Origin of the sequence: Streptomyces sp. NPDC055243, from assembly GCF_044544025.1 — a bacterium.
Lineage (GTDB): Bacteria > Actinomycetota > Actinomycetes > Streptomycetales > Streptomycetaceae > Streptomyces.
The window spans coordinates 739509-755543 of sequence record NZ_JBITWR010000002.1 but is presented as its reverse complement, the minus strand read 5'-3'; the positions used below and the strand labels follow the sequence as shown (position 1 = coordinate 755543).

Sequence of the window (16035 nt, the reverse complement as noted above, 5' to 3'; positions counted from 1 at the left end):
GCCTGACGGGGCTGACGGGGCTGACGGGGCTGACGGGGGCCGGCCTTGAGCCCCTGAGCCGTGAGGTGCCCCCGCTCGGGTCGCACCCCTTGGACAACCCGGCCTACGCCGCGTTGAACGGGCCCCACGCGCGGTTCGCCGAGCGGCGGGGGCGTGTGGCGCGGTACCAGCTGGACGTGTCGCCGTGGATCGGCCTGCCCGATGTTCCGGAGGCGGACGACTGGGCGGATCTCGCCGCGCTCGCGGGGCCCGGGGTGGAGGTTCCGCTGGCGGGGGCGCGGGTGGTGCTTCCGGAGGGTTGGGAGGTGGCGTTCGACATCGACGGCGTGCAGATGGTGGATGAGGGGGTGGCGGCGGCGCCTGAACCGGAGGCTGTGCGGCTCGGGGCGGATGACGTGCCGGAGATGCTGGATCTGGTCCGGCGCACCCGGCCAGGTCCCTTCTTGCCACGCACCGTCGAGCTCGGCACGTACCTCGGCATACGTCGTGGGGGTGCGCTCGTGGCGATGGCCGGGGAGCGGTTGCGTCCGCCGGGGTGGACGGAGATCAGCGCGGTCTGCACGGATCCGGGGTTCCGGGGAGAGGGGCTTGCGTCTCGGCTGGTCCTGGCGGTGGCGGATGGGATCCGCGGCCGTGGGGAGACGCCGTTCCTGCACACGTCGGCGCGGAACACCGACGCGATCCGGCTGTACGAGTCACTGGGGTTCCGGCTGCGGCGCAGGGTGCGGTTCTTGGCGGCTCGGGTGCCGGTGGGGGGTGCGGGCTAGCGGGGCGGGTCTGGGTGGGGGGGTGCGGTGCCGCGCCGGTATGTCCGTCCTCGCTATCGTCCGGCGGCCGCGAGGTTGCTGCGGCACCGGAGGGTTGGGAACCGTGCTCCGGGCGGACATACCAGCACGCCCCCTCGCGTCTCGCTGCCGACTGCAGGCCGTTGGGCTTGCTGCGGAGCCGGTCCCGTGGTGGTGCGGTGCCGCGCCGGTATGTCCGTCCTCGCTATCGTCCGGTGACCGCCAGGGTGCTGCGGCACCGGAGCGCCGCGAACCGTGCTCCGGGCGGACATACCGGCACGCCCCCTCGCGTCTCGCTGCCGCCTGCGGGTAATCGCTCGTTGCTGCGGGGCAATCGGGCGGGTGGGCGGAAAGGCTTGTTCGGTCTGGTGGGGCTGCGGGGGGACCCGCATGACGTTGAGGCGCCCACGCCAGGTCAAAGCAGGCAGAACTCGTTGCCCTCCGGATCAGCCATCTCCACGTGATCCGGCCTCCCCCGCATCTCGTGCTCCCGGATCACCCGCGCCCCCGCAGCAGTCAACTTCTCGACCGCCGCGACGACCCGCGGCCACCGCACCTCCCACGGAGTCTCACGGCCGCCGCCCACCTGCACGTCCAGGTGCAGGCGGTTCTTGACCACCTTCGACTCCGGAACCTTCATGAAAGAGAGGCTGGGGCCCGAACCGTCCGGATCCGACAGATAGGCACCGTCGTCCCACTCCTCCTCCGGGACCTCATGGAGCGCGAACCACGCCTCCCAACTGGCGAAGCCGACCGGCGGCGGCTTCTGCGCATAACCCAGCGCCAGCGCCCAGAACTTGGCCAGTTCTCCCGGCTTCGCGCAGTCGATGGTCACGGTCCACTTGGTCGACATGGAGGCTCTCCCTCTTGCCCGCAGGGTGCGATGGACCGAGCGTGCCATGAGGGACTGACAACAGAACTGAGATGATCACCGGATGAGTCCCGTCATCTCCATCGGATCCGCCGCCGCCCGCCCCTGCACACTGGTCGTGTGCCGAGGCTGCTGCTGCGGCAACGCTCGCAAGCACCCCGGCACCGACCACGAATGGCAGCTGGCGCGGATGCAGGCCGCCGCCGCGCAGTCGGCCGGGCGGTTCGCGGTGCGTACGAGTGAGTGCCTCGGGCCCTGCGGGCAGGCGAACATCGTCGTCGTACAGCCCTCGCGAGAAGGTCGCCGCAGAGGCGGTCGAGCCGTCTGGGTCGGCTTCGCCATGGACGACGAGTCGATCGACGAGATAGTCGCGTGGGCCGAGGCGGGCGGGCCGGGGATCGCGGCACCCTCGGCGGCGCTCACGCTCCAGGTGGTCGACCCCCGGAAAGTCTGAGGCTCAGGCCGCCGACTTCGAGCCTTCGAGGACCTTGTCGATGAAGCCGTGCAGGTTCGCCACGGTGCGCGCGTTCTGCTCCTCCAGCGTGAGGCTCTCCTCGAAGCGGCGGGCCAGCGCCGTGGTCTTCTTGCCGCGTACGTAGAGGGAGCAGGCGAGGTCCGCGCAGATGTAGATGCCGACCGAGTTGCCCTGTCGGCCCGCCGGGCCGGAGAGGGGCGCCACGAGCAGGGTGATGCCCGAGCCGGACTGCGGGGTCACGCAGACCGAGCAGATGCTGGACTTGAGCAGGCTCTTGCGCGCGCCGGTCGAGGCGCGCAGCGCGATGCCGACGTACTCGCCGTCCCGCTCCGTCACGATGTAGCCGCGGTCCGGCGCCTTGGGGTCACGCCAACCGAGGAAGTCCAGGTCGGCCCAGGGCGTCTCCGGAAAGCCCGCGGGGAGAGTGAGTCTGCGGGCTTCGCCCTTGGAGCAGTTCACGAAGGCCGCGCGAATCTCTTTCTCGCCGATAGGTTCCATGATCCGGAATTTACCAATCCCCCCTCCAGCCGTCCTCCCATTTTCTCCCGCCGCGCACCCGCAGCCGGCAACGAGACGCAAGGGGACGTGCCGGTATGTCCGCCCGGAGCACGGCTCCCACTCCTCCGGTGCCGCAGCACCCTCGCGACCACCGGACGATAGCGAGGACGGACATACCGGCACGGCCCCGCACCCACCCACAGACCGACCCCGCAGCAAGCCCCACGACCCGCAGCCGGCGACGCACCCGGGATGCAAACGGACCGCCCTGCCCCCCCCAAGGCCCCCGGCCCGATTCAGCGCAAGTACCCCAACCCCTCATGCACCGCCCGATACCCCTCCACCAACCGCCGCGCCACCGCCACGGAATCCACCAGCGGATGCAGCGCGAACGCCTTCGCCGCAGTGGTGCGTGAGCCGCTCTCCGCAGCGGAGAGCACCTCCCTCTCCACCGCCTTCACCGCGCACACGAGCCCCGTCGCATGCCCGGGCAGCGGATCGACGGACATGGGGTGTGCGCCATTGGCGTCGACCGAGCACGGCACCTCGATCACCGCGTCCGCGTCCAGCGCCGAAAGGGTCGTACGGTTGCGGACGTTGAGGATCAGCGTCGTCCGCTCGTCCCGCGCGATCGCCCGCATCAGGGCGAGGGCGACCTTTTCGTACCCCCCGGATTCCAGGTCCTCGGCAGCCCGATCACCGACCCCCGCAGCCTCCCGGTTCTCGGCCATGTACGTGGCCTCCCGCTCCGCCCGCGTCGCGTCCCACGCCTTCAGCGCGGATGTCGACGCCTGGCCTGCACTCAACTCCTCGTAGAAACGCGCCTGTTGGTCGCGCAGGAACGCTCCCCGCGTCTGCTCCGCCTCCTGGTACGCGCGTACCGCCTCGCGGTTGAAGTAGTAGTAGTGCAAGTACTCGTTCGGGATCGCCCCCAGTGACTGGAGCCACTCCGCCCCGAAGAGCCGCCCCTCCTCGAACGAGCCCAGCAGCTCCGCATCGGCGAGCAGCCGCGGCAGCTCGTCGCGGCCCGCGATCCTCAGGCCCCGCAGCCAGCCCAGGTGATTGAGCCCCACGTAGTCGATGAACGCCTCGTCGGGGTTGCCGCCCAGCACGCGTGCCACCCGGCGGCCCAGGCCCACCGGCGAGTCGCAGATGCCGATGACGCGGTCGCCGATGTGCCGGGACATGGCCTCGGTGACCAGGCCCGCGGGGTTGGTGAAGTTGATGACCCAGGCGTCGGGGGCGAGCTGTCGTACCCGGCGCGCGATGTCGACCGCCACGGGCACGGTCCGCAGGCCGTACGCGATACCGCCCGCGCCGACCGTCTCCTGCCCCAGGACACCCTCCGCGAGAGCGACCCGCTCGTCGGCCGCACGCCCCTCGAGACCGCCCACCCGGATCGCGGAGAAGACGAAGTCCGCGCCCCGCAGCGCCTCGTCGAGGTCGGTGGTGGCCGTGACGGCGGGCGCGTCCGGCACCCCGACCGCCTGCTCGGCCAGCACGCGGGCGACCGCGCCCAGCCGCCCCGCGTCCAGGTCGTGCAGCACGACCTCGGTGACCCGGCCCTCGGCGTGGTCACCGAGCAGCGCGCCGTACACGAGCGGAACGCGGAATCCGCCGCCACCGAGAATGACCAGCTTCACGTCTCAACCACCTTCTGTCGGAACAGCCGTCGCACCATCAGGCCACAGGCTCACGCTCATCTGTCGACCTGTCAGAACTCGACCGTCGACAGAGGCCACGTTACGTACGATTGCCCGGCAGCGATCGACCCCCCACGGAGGTAGCGCACCGATGACACCCCTCAAGACCTTCGCGAAGACATCCGCCAAAGCATCCCTCGCCCTGCTCTGCGCCCTCACCCTCGCGACAGCGACCGGAACCAGCGCCTCCGCCGATACGTCCGCCGACGCCGCCCCGAGATCCCCCGGCGGCTGGCAGGAGACCGGCGTCTCGTCCGTCAACTCCCTCACCGGCAGCCAGGGCCTGGCCAGCCGCGCCGACGGCAGCCTCCTCTACCGCGGCCTCGCCTCGATCCCGCTCGACCTGCGGATCAAGGGCTGGGGCCACGTCGGCGACCCGGACATAGCCGCGGGCCACACCGTCGACGCCTATCAGGGCGGCGACGGCGCGAAGTCGAAGATGTTCGCCGTCACGACACCCGGCGGCAAGCGCTACCTCTACGAGCACCAGCTCGACGCGGGCGAGAAGCTCAACAACTCCTTCGCGGCCGTGTCGCCCGACAACCAGTGGCTGGTGTCGGGCGAGTGGGGCGACCAGAGCCGCCTCCAGGTCTTCCCCGCCCCGCTCCTCAACTCCTCCACCCCGCCCACCGGCGGCGCACTCCCCCAGGCCGGTCAGATATCGCTCGACAAGCCGGTGCGCGACATCCAGGGCTGCGACTTCGTCTCCGCGACCCGCCTCGTGTGCGCGTCCAACGACGCGTCGAAGGAGCTGTGGCCCCAGGACCGCCCCGTCCTCCAGGTGGACCTGGAGCACGCACTCGACGGGAAGCCCGTCACAGGGAAGGTCTCCAGCCTGTTCGCCGTCCCGCAACGGAGCATCTGCTCCGGCACGTTCGAGACGGAGGGCGTCGACTACGACACCGGGCGCCGCACGCTGCGCGCCGAGGTCGTACCGCCGGCGCCGTGCCTCGTGACGACGTCGGTCTACTCGTACAAGCCGACGACGGGCTGACCGGCACAGGGCCGCACACCCCGCACACACTCCGCCGGCGCCGGACGTGTGCGGACGGGCCGGGCGGGGGATGGTCGCGATCATGACACAGCAACACCGGCACGAACCTGTGCCCGACACGCTCCCCGCCCAGCCAGGACGCCCCGTACGGCAGCTGCTCGCCGCGTCGGTGGGCAACGCCGTGGAGTGGTACGACTGGTACGCGTACACGTTCCTCGCGACGTACATCGCCGACCAGGTCTTTCCCAAGAGTTCGGGCAACTCCCTGGTGCCGCTGCTCTCCACGTTCGCCGTCTTCGCGGTCGGCTTCTTCATGCGGCCGGTCGGCGGACTGCTCATGGGCGCGGTCGCCGACCGGCGCGGCAGGCGCGCCGCGCTGACCGTGACGATCCTGCTGATGGGCGGCAGCAGCCTGCTGGTCGGCCTGACGCCGACGTACGCGTCCGTGGGGGTGCTCGCGCCGGTCGTCCTCGTCCTGGCGCGGCTGCTCCAAGGCCTGTCCGTGGGAGGTGAGTTCGCGGCCTCGACGACCTTCCTCGTCGAGTCCGCCGGGCCCGGCAGGCGCGGCCTCTTCTCCAGCTTCCAGTACGTGTCGACGAGCGCGGGCCAGCTCGCCGCGTCCGGCGTCGCGGCGCTGCTCGTCGGCACGCTCTCCGACGGGCAGATGGACGGCTGGGGCTGGCGGCTGCCGTTCGTCATCGGCGCGGTGCTCAGTCTGGTCGGCTTCTGGATCAGGCAGGGCGCGTACGAGACCCACCAGGCCCCGCAGGACGCGGCCGAACGCCCCGGCCTGTTCGACGCCCTGCGCAAGCATCCGCGCCAGTCGCTGCTGATCTGCGGCATCACGGCGGGCGGCACGATCGCCTACTACACGTGGACGTCGTACCTCCCGACCTACGCCGAGCTCAACACCGACATCAGCAAGAGCCAGGCCCTCCTGTCGGGCACCCTCTCGCTCGCGTTCTTCGCGCTGCTGCAGCCGGTCGGCGGGCTGCTCTCCGACCGCTTCGGCCGCAGGCCGCTCCTGCTCTTCTTCGGCCTCGGCTTCGCCGTCCTGAGCGTGCCGCTCCTGCGCTCTCTGGACGGCTCGTTCAGCTCGCTCCTGATGGTGCAGTGCGCGGGGATGGTCCTGCTCACCGGCTTCACGTCGATCTCGGCGGCCGTGAACGCGGAGATCTTCCCCGCCCGCGTACGTGCCGCGGGGATCGGTTTCCCGTACTCCCTCACCGTCGCGCTGTTCGGCGGCACGGCCCCGTACATGGGCACCCTGTTCAAGGAGATCGGCGAACCGGGTCTGTTCCCTTGGTACGTGGCCGTGCTCTGCCTCGCGTCGTCGGCGGTGTATCTCAGGCTCCCGGAAACCGCCCACAAGGAGCTGGAGCGCTAGCGCCGCAACCGGCGCTAACCCTCCTTCGGCACCTGGGCGATGGAGCGGCCCGCCCACTGCGGGGCCGGTTCCGTGAGGCTCGTCAGGTGGTCGCGGATCGGGTCCGGGAACGGGGTCGTCCGGCCCGCGTTCTGGTCGACGTGGAGGGCCAGGAGTTCGGTGGTCGCCGCCGGGGTCGCGTCCGGGGTTATCGCAGCGTCGGGCTCGTCCACCACGTACAGCTCGTGGGTGAAGCGGGCCTTCTTGGCGTCGGCGCCCAGGATGCGGGTGCGGACCGCCAGGTGGGCGCCCTCCGCGACGTCGTCGAGATAGCGGATGTGCGCCTCGACCGTGTAGAGGGAGCAGCCGGTGGACTCGCGGTATCCCGCGTGCAGGCCGGTCTCGATCATCATGGCGTCGGTGGCGTAGCCGAAGACGAGGACGTAGAAGGCCTCGCTCATGTGGCCGTTGTAGTCGATCCACTCCGGACGCACGGTCCGGTGCAGAAGGGGCAGGGGCTCGGGGGGCAGGGACTCGCTCACTTGGTGTCCTCCTGTGCCGTGCGCTGCTGCGGCAGGCGGCCGGTCGCGCGCAGTACGTCGATGACTCCCTGGTCCCGCTCGGCGACCAGGTCGGCGATGGTCCGGCCGTCGGCCGCGTCGTCGCATCCGGCGACCACGGCGTCGTACAACTCCTTGTCCAGCTCGGGTGCTTCGAGGCGCGTCCACGGGGACTTCAGGGACGGGCCGAAGTGGTCGAGCATGTGGGCCATGCCGCCCTCGCCGCCCGCGAGCGCGAAGGTGAGCATGGGGCCCATGAACGCCCAGCGCAGGCCGGGGCCTTCGGTGATCGAGTCGTCGATCTCCTTCACCGTGGCCTCGCCGTTGGCGACCATGTGCAGCGCCTCGCGCCAGAGGGCTTCCTGGAGGCGGTTGGCTATGAAGCCGGGGACCTCGCTCGCCATGGTGATCACGGACTTGCCCGCGACCTCGTAGAAGCGGGACGACCAGGTGACCGCGTGCGGGGCGGTCTTGTCGCCGCCGACGACCTCGACGAGCGGGATGAGGTAGGGCGGGTTGAAGGGGTGTCCGACGACCAGGCGTCCGGGGTCAGCCGCCTCGGTCTGCATGTCGGTCATGGGGTAGCCGGAGGTGGAGGAGGCGATGACGACTCCGGCGGGCGCGGCGGCGTCGAGCTGCGCGAGCAGGTCCCGCTTGAGCTCCAGCTTCTCGGGGGCGCTCTCCTGCACGAACTGGGCGTCGGCGACGGCCTCTTCGAGGGTCGCGGTGACGGTCAGCCGGTCCTGCGAAGCGCCTTCGGCGAGGCCCAGCTGGGTCAGCGCGGGCCAGGCGGCGCCGACCAGGCGGCGGAGCTTCTGCTCGGCGTCGGGGGCCGGGTCCCAGGCGGTGACGTCGTAGCCGCGGGCCAGGAAGTGGGCGACCCAGCCGCCGCCGATGACACCGGCGCCGATGCAGGCGACGCGGCGGACGTCCTCGGGGGCGCAGGGTGCGGGGGGTGTGGTGATGTCGTTCATGGAGGGGGTCCTACTCGTCGTGGGGGTGCGGCGGGGTCGTGCCCCGAGGGGCGCGGGTGACCGCGCGACCGGCCACAGCCGGTCCGCGGCCGGATCTCCGCGCGATCCGGCGAAGCGCTACCGCTTGAGGCCGAGCTTCTGGCGGGCCTCGTCCGGGGTGGCGACGCGCGAGCCGAGGTTCTCGGTGATCTGCACGGCGCGCTCGACGAGTTGGGCGTTGCTGACCTTGTTGCCCTTGCCGAGGTAGAGGTTGTCCTCAAGGCCGACACGGACCTGGCCGCCGAGCAGGATGGACTGCGCGACCCACGGCATCTGCATGCGGCCGAGTGCGAAGCTGGCCCACTGGGCGCCTTCAGGCAGCATGTTGACCATGGACTGGAGGACGCCCGGGTCGGCGGGTGCGCCCCACGGGATGCCCATGCAGAGCTGGAAGACGGTGGGGTTGTCGAGCAGCCCTTCCGCGAGGAGCTGCTTGGCGAACCAGAGCTGGCCGGTGTCGAAGATCTCCAACTCGGGCCGCACGCCCAGCTCCTGGATGCGCTTGGCGCCCTGGCGGAGCATGTCGGGCGTGGAGATGTAGAGGTTGTCGCCGAAGTTGAGGGAGCCGCAGTCCAGGGTGCAGATGTCGGGGAGCAGGTCCTCGACGTGCGGAAGGCGGTCCAGGCCCCCGACGAGGTCGGTGCCGGGCAGCTCGCCGAGCCCCTTCAGCGGCTCGGCCGGGTCGATGACCAGGTCGCCGCCCATGCCCGCCGTCAGGTTGATGACGACGTCGGTGCCGGTCTCCTTGATGCGCTCGACGACCTCGCGGTACAGGCGGGGATCGCGCGACGGGTCGCCGGTCTCGGGATCGCGTACGTGGATGTGTACGACGGCGGCGCCGGCCTCGGCGGCCTCCACGGCGGAGGTGGCTATCTGCTCGGGGGTGACCGGGACGTGGGGACTCTTGCGTACGGTGTCGCCCGCGCCGGTGAGGGCGGCGGTGATGATGACGTCTTGGTTCACGGGCATGGTGAACTCTCCCTCGGGGATGGGGTATTGATGAACTTCTGGAGCTGGAGCTGGAGCTGGAGCCGAAGCTGGAGCCGACTGGACGCGTCTGCGGGTGTCTACGCGCCGCGCGGGGCGGCGAGCGTCGCGTCGACGTACACGAGCAGCGCCTCGTGCATGTCGTCGGGGGTCGTGCCGTCGGTGCCGGGGGTGGAGGCGAGCACCTGGGTGGCGAGACCGTCGATCAGCGCGGTGAGACGGAGCGCGGCGGACTGCGGGTCGACGAGGCGGAACACTCCCTGGTCGACACCGCGCCGGATGACGTCGGCGACGGTCGCGCGCCACTGCCGGTAGTACTCGGCGTGCAGCCGTCCGACGGCGGTGGAGCGTGCCGCCTCCGCCCACAGGTCGAGCCAGACGCTCCACTGCCAGCGCTGCTGCGGGGTGCGGGGGATCTGGAGCTCGACCAGCTGGCGCAGCTCGTCGGCGGCGTCGGCCGCGTCGGCGACGCGGGCCGCGCGGCGGGCGGTGTCCTCGTCCATGCACCAGCGGACGGCGGCCTCAAGGAGGTCGTCGCGGCCGGGGAAGTGGTAGTGGATGGCGGCGGTGCTGGTGGCGCAGGCTTCGGCGATGTCCGCGACGCGTACGGCGTGGAAGCCGCGTTCGGCCACGAGCCGGACCGTTTCGCGGACGATCTGGAGCGGGCGGCCGCCGTCCGGGGCGGCGGCGGTGCGTTCCCGGCGGGCCGGGGGTGCCACGGTCTGGGCGCCCGTGCCCAGGAGCCAGCCCGCGTCCACGCCGCCGGTGTCGGCGATGCGGGCCAGCTCCGCGGCGGTGAAGCGGCGGGTGCCGCCGAGGGAGCGGGAGAGCTTGGAGGGGTCCATCACGATGCGGCGGGCGAATTCGCGCTGCGTCGCGCCGGCGTCGGAGATGACCTTGCGGACTCTGTCCGCGACCTCGGGGTCTTGCTGCATGGTCGGTCACGCTACCTGGGCGTTGCGGTGATCGCAATCCGCAGGGAGCACCTTTCCGCAGCTACCTAAGGTGTTGCGATCCTGACTGACGTCTCAGTTATCGCAATGCCGGCCCTTTCTGCCCGGATACGGGAACACCCACCCGCTCACCCCTGCACTGCGGAGGCAATCGGGTGGGTGGACTGGAGAGCTTCGCCGCGCGGCGGCGGCTAGGTCCGGTCCTGGACCCCCTGGACGAACTGATCCAGGAACGGATCGGCGATCTTCACCGCCCCCAGCTGATGGTGCTCCGCCGGGTCCACGGAGATCGCCCGCGCCTGTTCCACGAGGGACTCCATCGCCGCACGCTCCCGCGCGGCCCGCGCGTCGTCCCCCTGCTGGGCGGCGGACAGCGCCGCGAGCCCGTGCCCCAGCGCGGCACCCCACAGCTCCGTCGCGTCCAGCCACTGCTTCGCGTCGTGGAGGAACTGTGCGTCCGGCACCCCGGAGCGCAGCACCGCGGGAACCTTCTCGATCTCCCGCGCCGTGGGCCGCAGCGCCCGTACCGCCCCGGCGGGATCACTCTCGTACCGCTTCCAGAAGGCGTCGAGCTTCGCCCCGAGGACCGGGGACTGCGGCTGCCAGTTCGTCTCGCCGAACGTCGGCGCCGCGTGGTTGAGGTCCACGAAGGTCTCCACCGCGCGGGCGACCCGCTCGTCTCCCCCGGCGAGATACAGCGCCGCCTGCCGACCCGACCGCGCCCGGTCGTACCCGCGGTCGTTCCACGAGAAGTCGTTCATGGTGAAGACGGCGAGCTTGCTGGCCCCCTCCTGGTTCATCGGGTTGGACACGATGCCGCTCAGGTGGCCGGACAGGCCGGGCTCGCGCTTGTCGTAGGGCGCGAGCAGCAGCCGGCCCGCCGTACGCGCGAAGTCGTTCACGGGATAGTTGTCCCAGACGAACACCTTGCGCCCGAAGAGCTCGGCGGCCTTCTCCGCCTGGGAGTTGGTGATCTCCGGCGGGACCACGTCCGTGCCGGTCCACATCACCTCCACGGCGCCGTCGAGCTCGGCCCGCATCGTCTGCTTGTACGCGGTGTCCGTGAGGTCCCCGTACTCCGTGGGCACCATCTGGAGCGGATTGGCGCCCTCGCGCTGCGCGATGAAGTCCCGCTGGATGGTGTTGAGGAGCCCCACCTGCGCCTTCGCCGCCGGACCGCGGCCCGGCGCGCCGAACTTCGCCTTGTCGGCGTCGCAGTTCCACTTGGTGTAGCTGATGTCGTCCAGCGGCACGGAGAACGACCGCACCCCGAGGTCGTACATCGCCTGGAGCTTCGCCGTCAGCGCCTTGACGTCCGCAGGGTCCGAATAGCAGATGGAACCGCCCGGCGAGACCGCGAACGTGAAGCGCACGTGGTTGGCGGTCGCGCGGTCGATCAGCTTGCCGAGCTGGGTGAGCTTGTCCGCGGGGTAGGGCTCGCGCCACTTCTCGCGGTGGTAGGGGTCGTCCTTGGGCGCGTAGACGTACGTGTTGGCCTTGGTGTCGCCCAGGAAGTCCATCTGGTCGAGGCGTTCGGCCTCGGTCCAGGGCGGGCCGTAGAACCCTTCGATGCTGCCGCGCAGCGGCATGGCGGGGAAGTCGGAGACCTCGGCCCCCGCTATGCGCCCCTTGGAGATCAGCTGGGCGAGGGTCTGTGCCGCGTAGAACTGGCCGGTCGCGTCCTTGCCGCCGAGCGCGACGGTGCGGTGCTTCGCCCGCAGGGCATAGCCCTCGGCCTGCGCGGGAACCTTCGTCGCGCCGAGCGCCTTCGCGATGTCGGGCCGGGTCGCCGGGCCGAGCAGGACGGTCAGCGGGGCACGGCCCGAGGCCTTCGCGCGTACGTCGATGTCGCGCACCCCGTGGGCGCGCAGCGTCTCGGTGACGCGGCTTCGGGCCGCCTCGTCCGTGTCGTCGCCGACGACGAGTTCGGCGCGCCGGGCCAGCGGCACGTCGTCGCCCGCGCGGGCCAGGTGCTGCGGGGTCGGCGATACGACGGGGAGCTTGCGGGTCATGGACTCCTCCTGGGCCTCCCCCTGGGCCGCTGCGGGCGCGGCGACCGCCGCGGGCGCCAGCGGAACGGCGAGGACGGCCAGCGCGAGCAGCGCCGTACGCGGTCTGAGCGTGCGGGTCGTGCGGGGCATGGAACCTCCGGGCTTCGGGACGGGGGTGCGGGCGGGTTCAGGGGGCGACTGCCACGAGGGCCGCCGTTCTGGCAACGTTGTCGTGGGCGAGGACGCGGCCGGTGACCGCTGGACCAAAGCGCTTGGGCGCGAGCAGGCTAAAGCGAGAAAGATGTCATGTACAAGGGGGCGTGAGGCAGCGATCCGGCCGAACTCCGCGTACCGAGCTGCGCATACCGAACTCCGCGTACGGGCAAGCGGTTTTAACCGCGCGGGTCACGCGATGGTGTGACGCTCCGGTGATCGCCGCATCGGTCACCCCCGCGCGGGTAGTGCTCGGCTGCCCGTACGCCACCGCGCGAGGAGAACGCCGTATGTCGCAGCCCTTCGAACTGCCCGCCTTCTACATGGCGCATCCCGCCCGCCTCAACTCCCATGTGGAAGAGGCGAGGGAGCACTCCAGGAAGTGGGCTCGCGACATGGGGATGCTGGAGGGGTCGGGCGTCTGGGAGCAAAGCGACCTGGACGCCCACGACTACGCGACGCTGTGCGCGTACACCCACCCCGACTGTGACAGCCCGGCGTTGTCCCTGATCACCGACTGGTACGTGTGGGTGTTCTTCTTCGACGACCACTTCCTCGAACTGTTCAAACGGACCCTGGACCGCGAGGGCGGCAAGGCCTATCTCGACCGGCTGCCCGCCTTCATGCCGATGGACCTGTGCGCACCCGTGCCGGAGCCGACCAATCCGGTCGAGGCGGGTCTCGCGGACCTGTGGGCGCGCACGGTGCCGTTCATGTCCAAGGACTGGCGGGCGCGGTTCGCCGAAAGCACGGAGAACCTGCTCAACGAATCCCTGTGGGAGCTCTCGAACATCAACGAGGGCCGGATCGCCAACCCCGTCGAGTACATCGAGATGCGCCGCAAGGTGGGCGGCGCGCCCTGGTCGGCGGGGCTCATCGAGTACGCGACGGGCGCGGAGGTCCCGGTGGCCGTCGCCGGTTCCCGGCCGCTGCGCGTCCTCAAGGAGACGTTCTCCGACGCGGTGCACCTGCGCAACGACCTCTTCTCGTACCAGCGGGAGATCGAGGAGGAGGGTGAACTCTCCAACGGCGTGCTGGTCCTGGAGAAGTTCCTCGACTGCTCCACGCAGGATGCGGCGGAGGCCGTGAACGACCTGCTGACCTCGCGGATGCAGCAGTTCGAGAACACGGCGTTGACCGAACTGGCCCCGCTCTTCGCCGAGACCGGTCTGCCGCCCAAGGAGTGCGCGGACGTGCTCGCGTACGCCAAGGGCCTGCAGGACTGGCAGTCCGGCGGCCACGAGTGGCACATGGTGTCGAGCCGCTACATGAACAAGGGCGGAGCCGCGCCCTCACCGCTGGCAGGGCCCACCGGGCCCGGCACGTCGGCCGCCGGGATCAAGGCGCTGATCGCGGCCACGGGCGCGGAGCGGCTGCGCGGCCACACGCACGTTCCCTTCCGGCGGGTGGGACCGTCCCGGCTGCCCGACTTCGACCTGCCCTACGCGACCCGGCTCTCGCCCCACCTGGAGGAGTCGCGCCCCCGCACCGTGGACTGGGCGGACCGGATGGGCATGCTCGAACCCCAGGCCGGGGTGCCCGGTTCGGACATCTGGGACGCGCGCAAGCTGCACGGCTACGACTTCCCGCTCTGTGCGGCGGGCATCCATCCGGACGCGGACCTGGAGGCTCTCGACCTGGGCTCGCAGTGGCTGACCTGGGGAACGTACGGGGACGACTACTTCCCCGTGGTCTTCGGCAGGCACCGCGATCTCGCGGGGGCCAGGCTCTGCAACGAGCGGCTCTCGCTGTTCATGCCGCTGGACCTCGCCGACATGCCCGCCCCGGCCAACGCCCTGGAGCGGGGCCTCGCCGACCTGTGGGAGCACACGGCGCGGCCGATGGACGAGGAGGGCCGCCGCACGCTGCGCACCGCCGTCGAGGTCATGACGGCCAGCTGGCTCTGGGAGCTGGAGAACCAGGCGCAGAACCGTATCCCCGACCCCGTCGACTACATCGAGATGCGCCGCCTGACCTTCGGCTGCCCGCTGACGATGAGCCTGTGCCGCCTCGGCCACGGCCCCCAGGTCCCGCAGGAGATCTACCGCACGGGCCCCATGCGGAACCTGGAGAACGCGGCGAGTGACTACTCGGCCCTGATGAACGACGTCTTCTCGTACCAGAAGGAGATCGAGTACGAGGGCGAGATCCACAACGGCATCCTCGTCGTGCAGAACTTCTTCGACTGCGACTATCCGAGCGCGCTCGGCATCATCGACGACCTGATGAAGTCGCGTCTGAGCCAGTTCCAGCACGTCGTGGCGCACGAACTCCCGATCCTGTACGACGACTTCGCCCTGCCGCAGGAGACGCGGGACATCCTCGACGGCTATGTGCGCGAGCTGGAGAACTGGATGGCGGGGATCTACACCTGGCACCGCGAGTGCCGCCGCTACCGCGAGGAGTACCTCTCGCACGGCCCGCTGCGCACCCCTTCGGGCTTCGGCATGGCGGCCGTACGCCCGGACTGGCTCCGGGAGTTCGGCCTCGCCGTCGACCGCCAGATGGAAGGGGCGCTCGGCCTCGGGCAGGGCTGAGGAGGCTCGGCCAGGGCTGCGGAGATCCGGTCTGGGGCGGCGGGGGCAACGGGGGCGGCGCGACCGGGGTGGGGCCCATGAGTCCCGTCCCAGACCGCGCCCGCCGCGCCGCCGGCTCCCTGGCCGATGCCCGCTACGGCCTGGACGCCGTACCCACCGAGCGCCCCGGTCCCGCTGACTATCCGGCTTCCTGGGGCTCCGGCAGGATCTGGCGGAGTCGGGGGTCGGGGTGGCGGTCGCGGTGCCACTCGCGCGGGTAGCCGACCGAGACCTCCTGGAAGCGGACGCCGTCGTGCCAGGTGGTGCGGGGGATGTGCAGATGGCCGTAGACGACGGCCGCGGCGTCGTACTTCACGTGCCAGTCGGCGGTCAGCTCGGTGCCGCACCACAGGGCGAACTCGGGGTAGTGCAGGATCCGGGTGGGGTCGCGCACCAGCGGCCAGTGGTTGATCAGGACGGTGGGCAGGCCGGGCGTCCGCCGCGCGAGCATCTCCTCGGTGAACGCCACGCGGGCGCGGCACCAGTCGTCGCGGCCGAGGTAGGGGTCGGGGTGCAGGAACACCTCGTCGGTGCAGACGACGCCCGCAGCGTGGGCCGCCTCCAGGGCGTCCCGCTTGGCGTACGTGCCCTCGGGGCGGAACGTGTAGTCGTAGAGCAGGAACAGCGGCGCCACGGTGACCGGGCCGCCCTCGCCGCGCCACACCGGGTAGGGGTCCTCGGGGGTCGCGGCGCCCAAGGAGCGGCACAGATCGACGAGGTGGCGGTAGCGGGCCTCGCCGCGCAGCTGGATCGGGTCGTCGCGGGGTGTCCACAGTTCGTGGTTGCCCGGTGTCCACACCACTTTGGCGAAGCGTTCGGTGAGGGTGCGCATCGCCCACTCGATGTCGGCCATGCGCTCGGCGGTGTCCCCGGCGACGATCAGCCAGTCCTCGTCGGTCTCCGGCCGCAGGGTCTCGAGGAACTTGCGGTTGTCGTCGTACGCGACGTGCAGATCGCTGATGGCGTACAACTTCGGCGTCTTTTCGGGTACTTGTGTCACTCCGTGAGGCTAACCGCAGAGCTGATCGCGCGGGGCGCGATCAGCTCCCT

The 16035-nt window shown here is 70.9% G+C and carries 14 protein-coding genes; 5 read left to right on the top strand and 9 right to left on the bottom strand.

What is annotated here, in order from left to right; translation table 11 throughout:
• Nucleotides 1–29: 29 nt before the first annotated feature.
• Nucleotides 30–767, top strand: coding sequence for a GNAT family N-acetyltransferase (locus ACIGXX_RS08155; protein ID WP_383817943.1), 738 nt, complete (start codon nucleotides 30–32; stop codon nucleotides 765–767).
• 433 nt (nucleotides 768–1200) lie between these two features.
• Here ACIGXX_RS08155 and ACIGXX_RS08150 read toward each other — a convergent pair whose 3' ends face one another.
• On the bottom strand, nucleotides 1201–1638 hold the full coding sequence (locus ACIGXX_RS08150) for a VOC family protein (RefSeq protein WP_361461604.1): 438 nt from the start codon (nucleotides 1636–1638) through the stop codon (nucleotides 1201–1203).
• A gap of 82 nt (nucleotides 1639–1720) precedes the next feature.
• Here ACIGXX_RS08150 and ACIGXX_RS08145 point away from each other — a divergent pair, with 82 nt between their 5' ends.
• Nucleotides 1721–2110 (top strand): (2Fe-2S) ferredoxin domain-containing protein, encoded by a 390-nt coding sequence (locus ACIGXX_RS08145; protein WP_399973765.1) that lies wholly within the window; start codon nucleotides 1721–1723, stop codon nucleotides 2108–2110.
• A gap of 3 nt (nucleotides 2111–2113) precedes the next feature.
• On the opposite strand, the gene ACIGXX_RS08140 is transcribed toward ACIGXX_RS08145, so the two are convergent.
• A complete protein-coding gene (locus ACIGXX_RS08140; protein WP_351160932.1) occupies nucleotides 2114–2629 on the bottom strand; it encodes an FBP domain-containing protein in 516 nt (171 codons plus the stop codon).
• A gap of 296 nt (nucleotides 2630–2925) precedes the next feature.
• Nucleotides 2926–4272 (bottom strand): 6-phospho-beta-glucosidase, encoded by a 1347-nt coding sequence (locus ACIGXX_RS08135; RefSeq protein ID WP_399973761.1) that lies wholly within the window; start codon nucleotides 4270–4272, stop codon nucleotides 2926–2928.
• Between the two features lie 151 nt (nucleotides 4273–4423).
• Between ACIGXX_RS08135 and ACIGXX_RS08130 the strand changes: the two genes are divergently transcribed.
• Both ACIGXX_RS08130 and ACIGXX_RS08125 read left to right on the top strand, forming a co-directional pair.
• On the top strand, nucleotides 4424–5326 hold the full coding sequence (locus ACIGXX_RS08130; RefSeq protein WP_351160928.1) for a hypothetical protein: 903 nt from the start codon (nucleotides 4424–4426) through the stop codon (nucleotides 5324–5326).
• A 70-nt stretch (nucleotides 5327–5396) separates the two neighbouring features.
• Nucleotides 5397–6713, top strand: a complete 1317-nt coding sequence (locus ACIGXX_RS08125) for an MFS transporter (RefSeq protein ID WP_383817888.1) — start codon at nucleotides 5397–5399, stop codon at nucleotides 6711–6713.
• A gap of 14 nt (nucleotides 6714–6727) precedes the next feature.
• On the opposite strand, the gene ACIGXX_RS08120 is transcribed toward ACIGXX_RS08125, so the two are convergent.
• The 5 genes from ACIGXX_RS08120 to ACIGXX_RS08100 all read right to left on the bottom strand — a co-directional run bounded on the left by ACIGXX_RS08120 (nucleotide 6728) and on the right by ACIGXX_RS08100 (nucleotide 12346).
• Nucleotides 6728–7234: a thioesterase family protein gene (locus ACIGXX_RS08120; protein ID WP_399973756.1), complete on the bottom strand. Its 507-nt coding sequence runs from the start codon at nucleotides 7232–7234 to the stop codon at nucleotides 6728–6730.
• The gene (locus tag ACIGXX_RS08115) at nucleotides 7231–8226 is read right to left on the bottom strand and encodes a 3-hydroxyacyl-CoA dehydrogenase NAD-binding domain-containing protein (RefSeq protein WP_361461620.1); all 996 of its coding nucleotides are present in this window, start codon (nucleotides 8224–8226) and stop codon (nucleotides 7231–7233) included. The genes ACIGXX_RS08120 and ACIGXX_RS08115 overlap by 4 nt, the downstream gene beginning before the upstream one ends.
• A gap of 117 nt (nucleotides 8227–8343) precedes the next feature.
• Complete coding sequence (locus ACIGXX_RS08110; RefSeq protein ID WP_351160917.1) at nucleotides 8344–9234, bottom strand: 3-keto-5-aminohexanoate cleavage protein; 891 nt, start codon at nucleotides 9232–9234, stop codon at nucleotides 8344–8346.
• Nucleotides 9235–9332: 98 nt separating this feature from the next.
• Nucleotides 9333–10187 (bottom strand): TetR/AcrR family transcriptional regulator, encoded by an 855-nt coding sequence (locus tag ACIGXX_RS08105; protein WP_351160913.1) that lies wholly within the window; start codon nucleotides 10185–10187, stop codon nucleotides 9333–9335.
• A 209-nt stretch (nucleotides 10188–10396) separates the two neighbouring features.
• Nucleotides 10397–12346 carry a beta-N-acetylglucosaminidase domain-containing protein gene (locus tag ACIGXX_RS08100; RefSeq protein WP_399973750.1) on the bottom strand — a complete coding sequence of 650 codons (1950 nt, stop codon included), beginning with the start codon at nucleotides 12344–12346 and terminating at the stop codon, nucleotides 10397–10399.
• Nucleotides 12347–12699: 353 nt separating this feature from the next.
• On the opposite strand from ACIGXX_RS08100, the gene ACIGXX_RS08095 reads away from it, so the two are divergent.
• Complete coding sequence (locus ACIGXX_RS08095; RefSeq protein ID WP_351160907.1) at nucleotides 12700–14946, top strand: terpene synthase family protein; 2247 nt, start codon at nucleotides 12700–12702, stop codon at nucleotides 14944–14946.
• Nucleotides 14947–15124: 178 nt separating this feature from the next.
• Here the strand turns inward: ACIGXX_RS08095 and ACIGXX_RS08090 are convergent, their stop codons facing one another.
• Complete coding sequence (locus ACIGXX_RS08090) at nucleotides 15125–15985, bottom strand: metallophosphoesterase family protein (protein WP_383817881.1); 861 nt, start codon at nucleotides 15983–15985, stop codon at nucleotides 15125–15127.
• Between the last annotated feature and the right edge of the window lie 50 nt (nucleotides 15986–16035).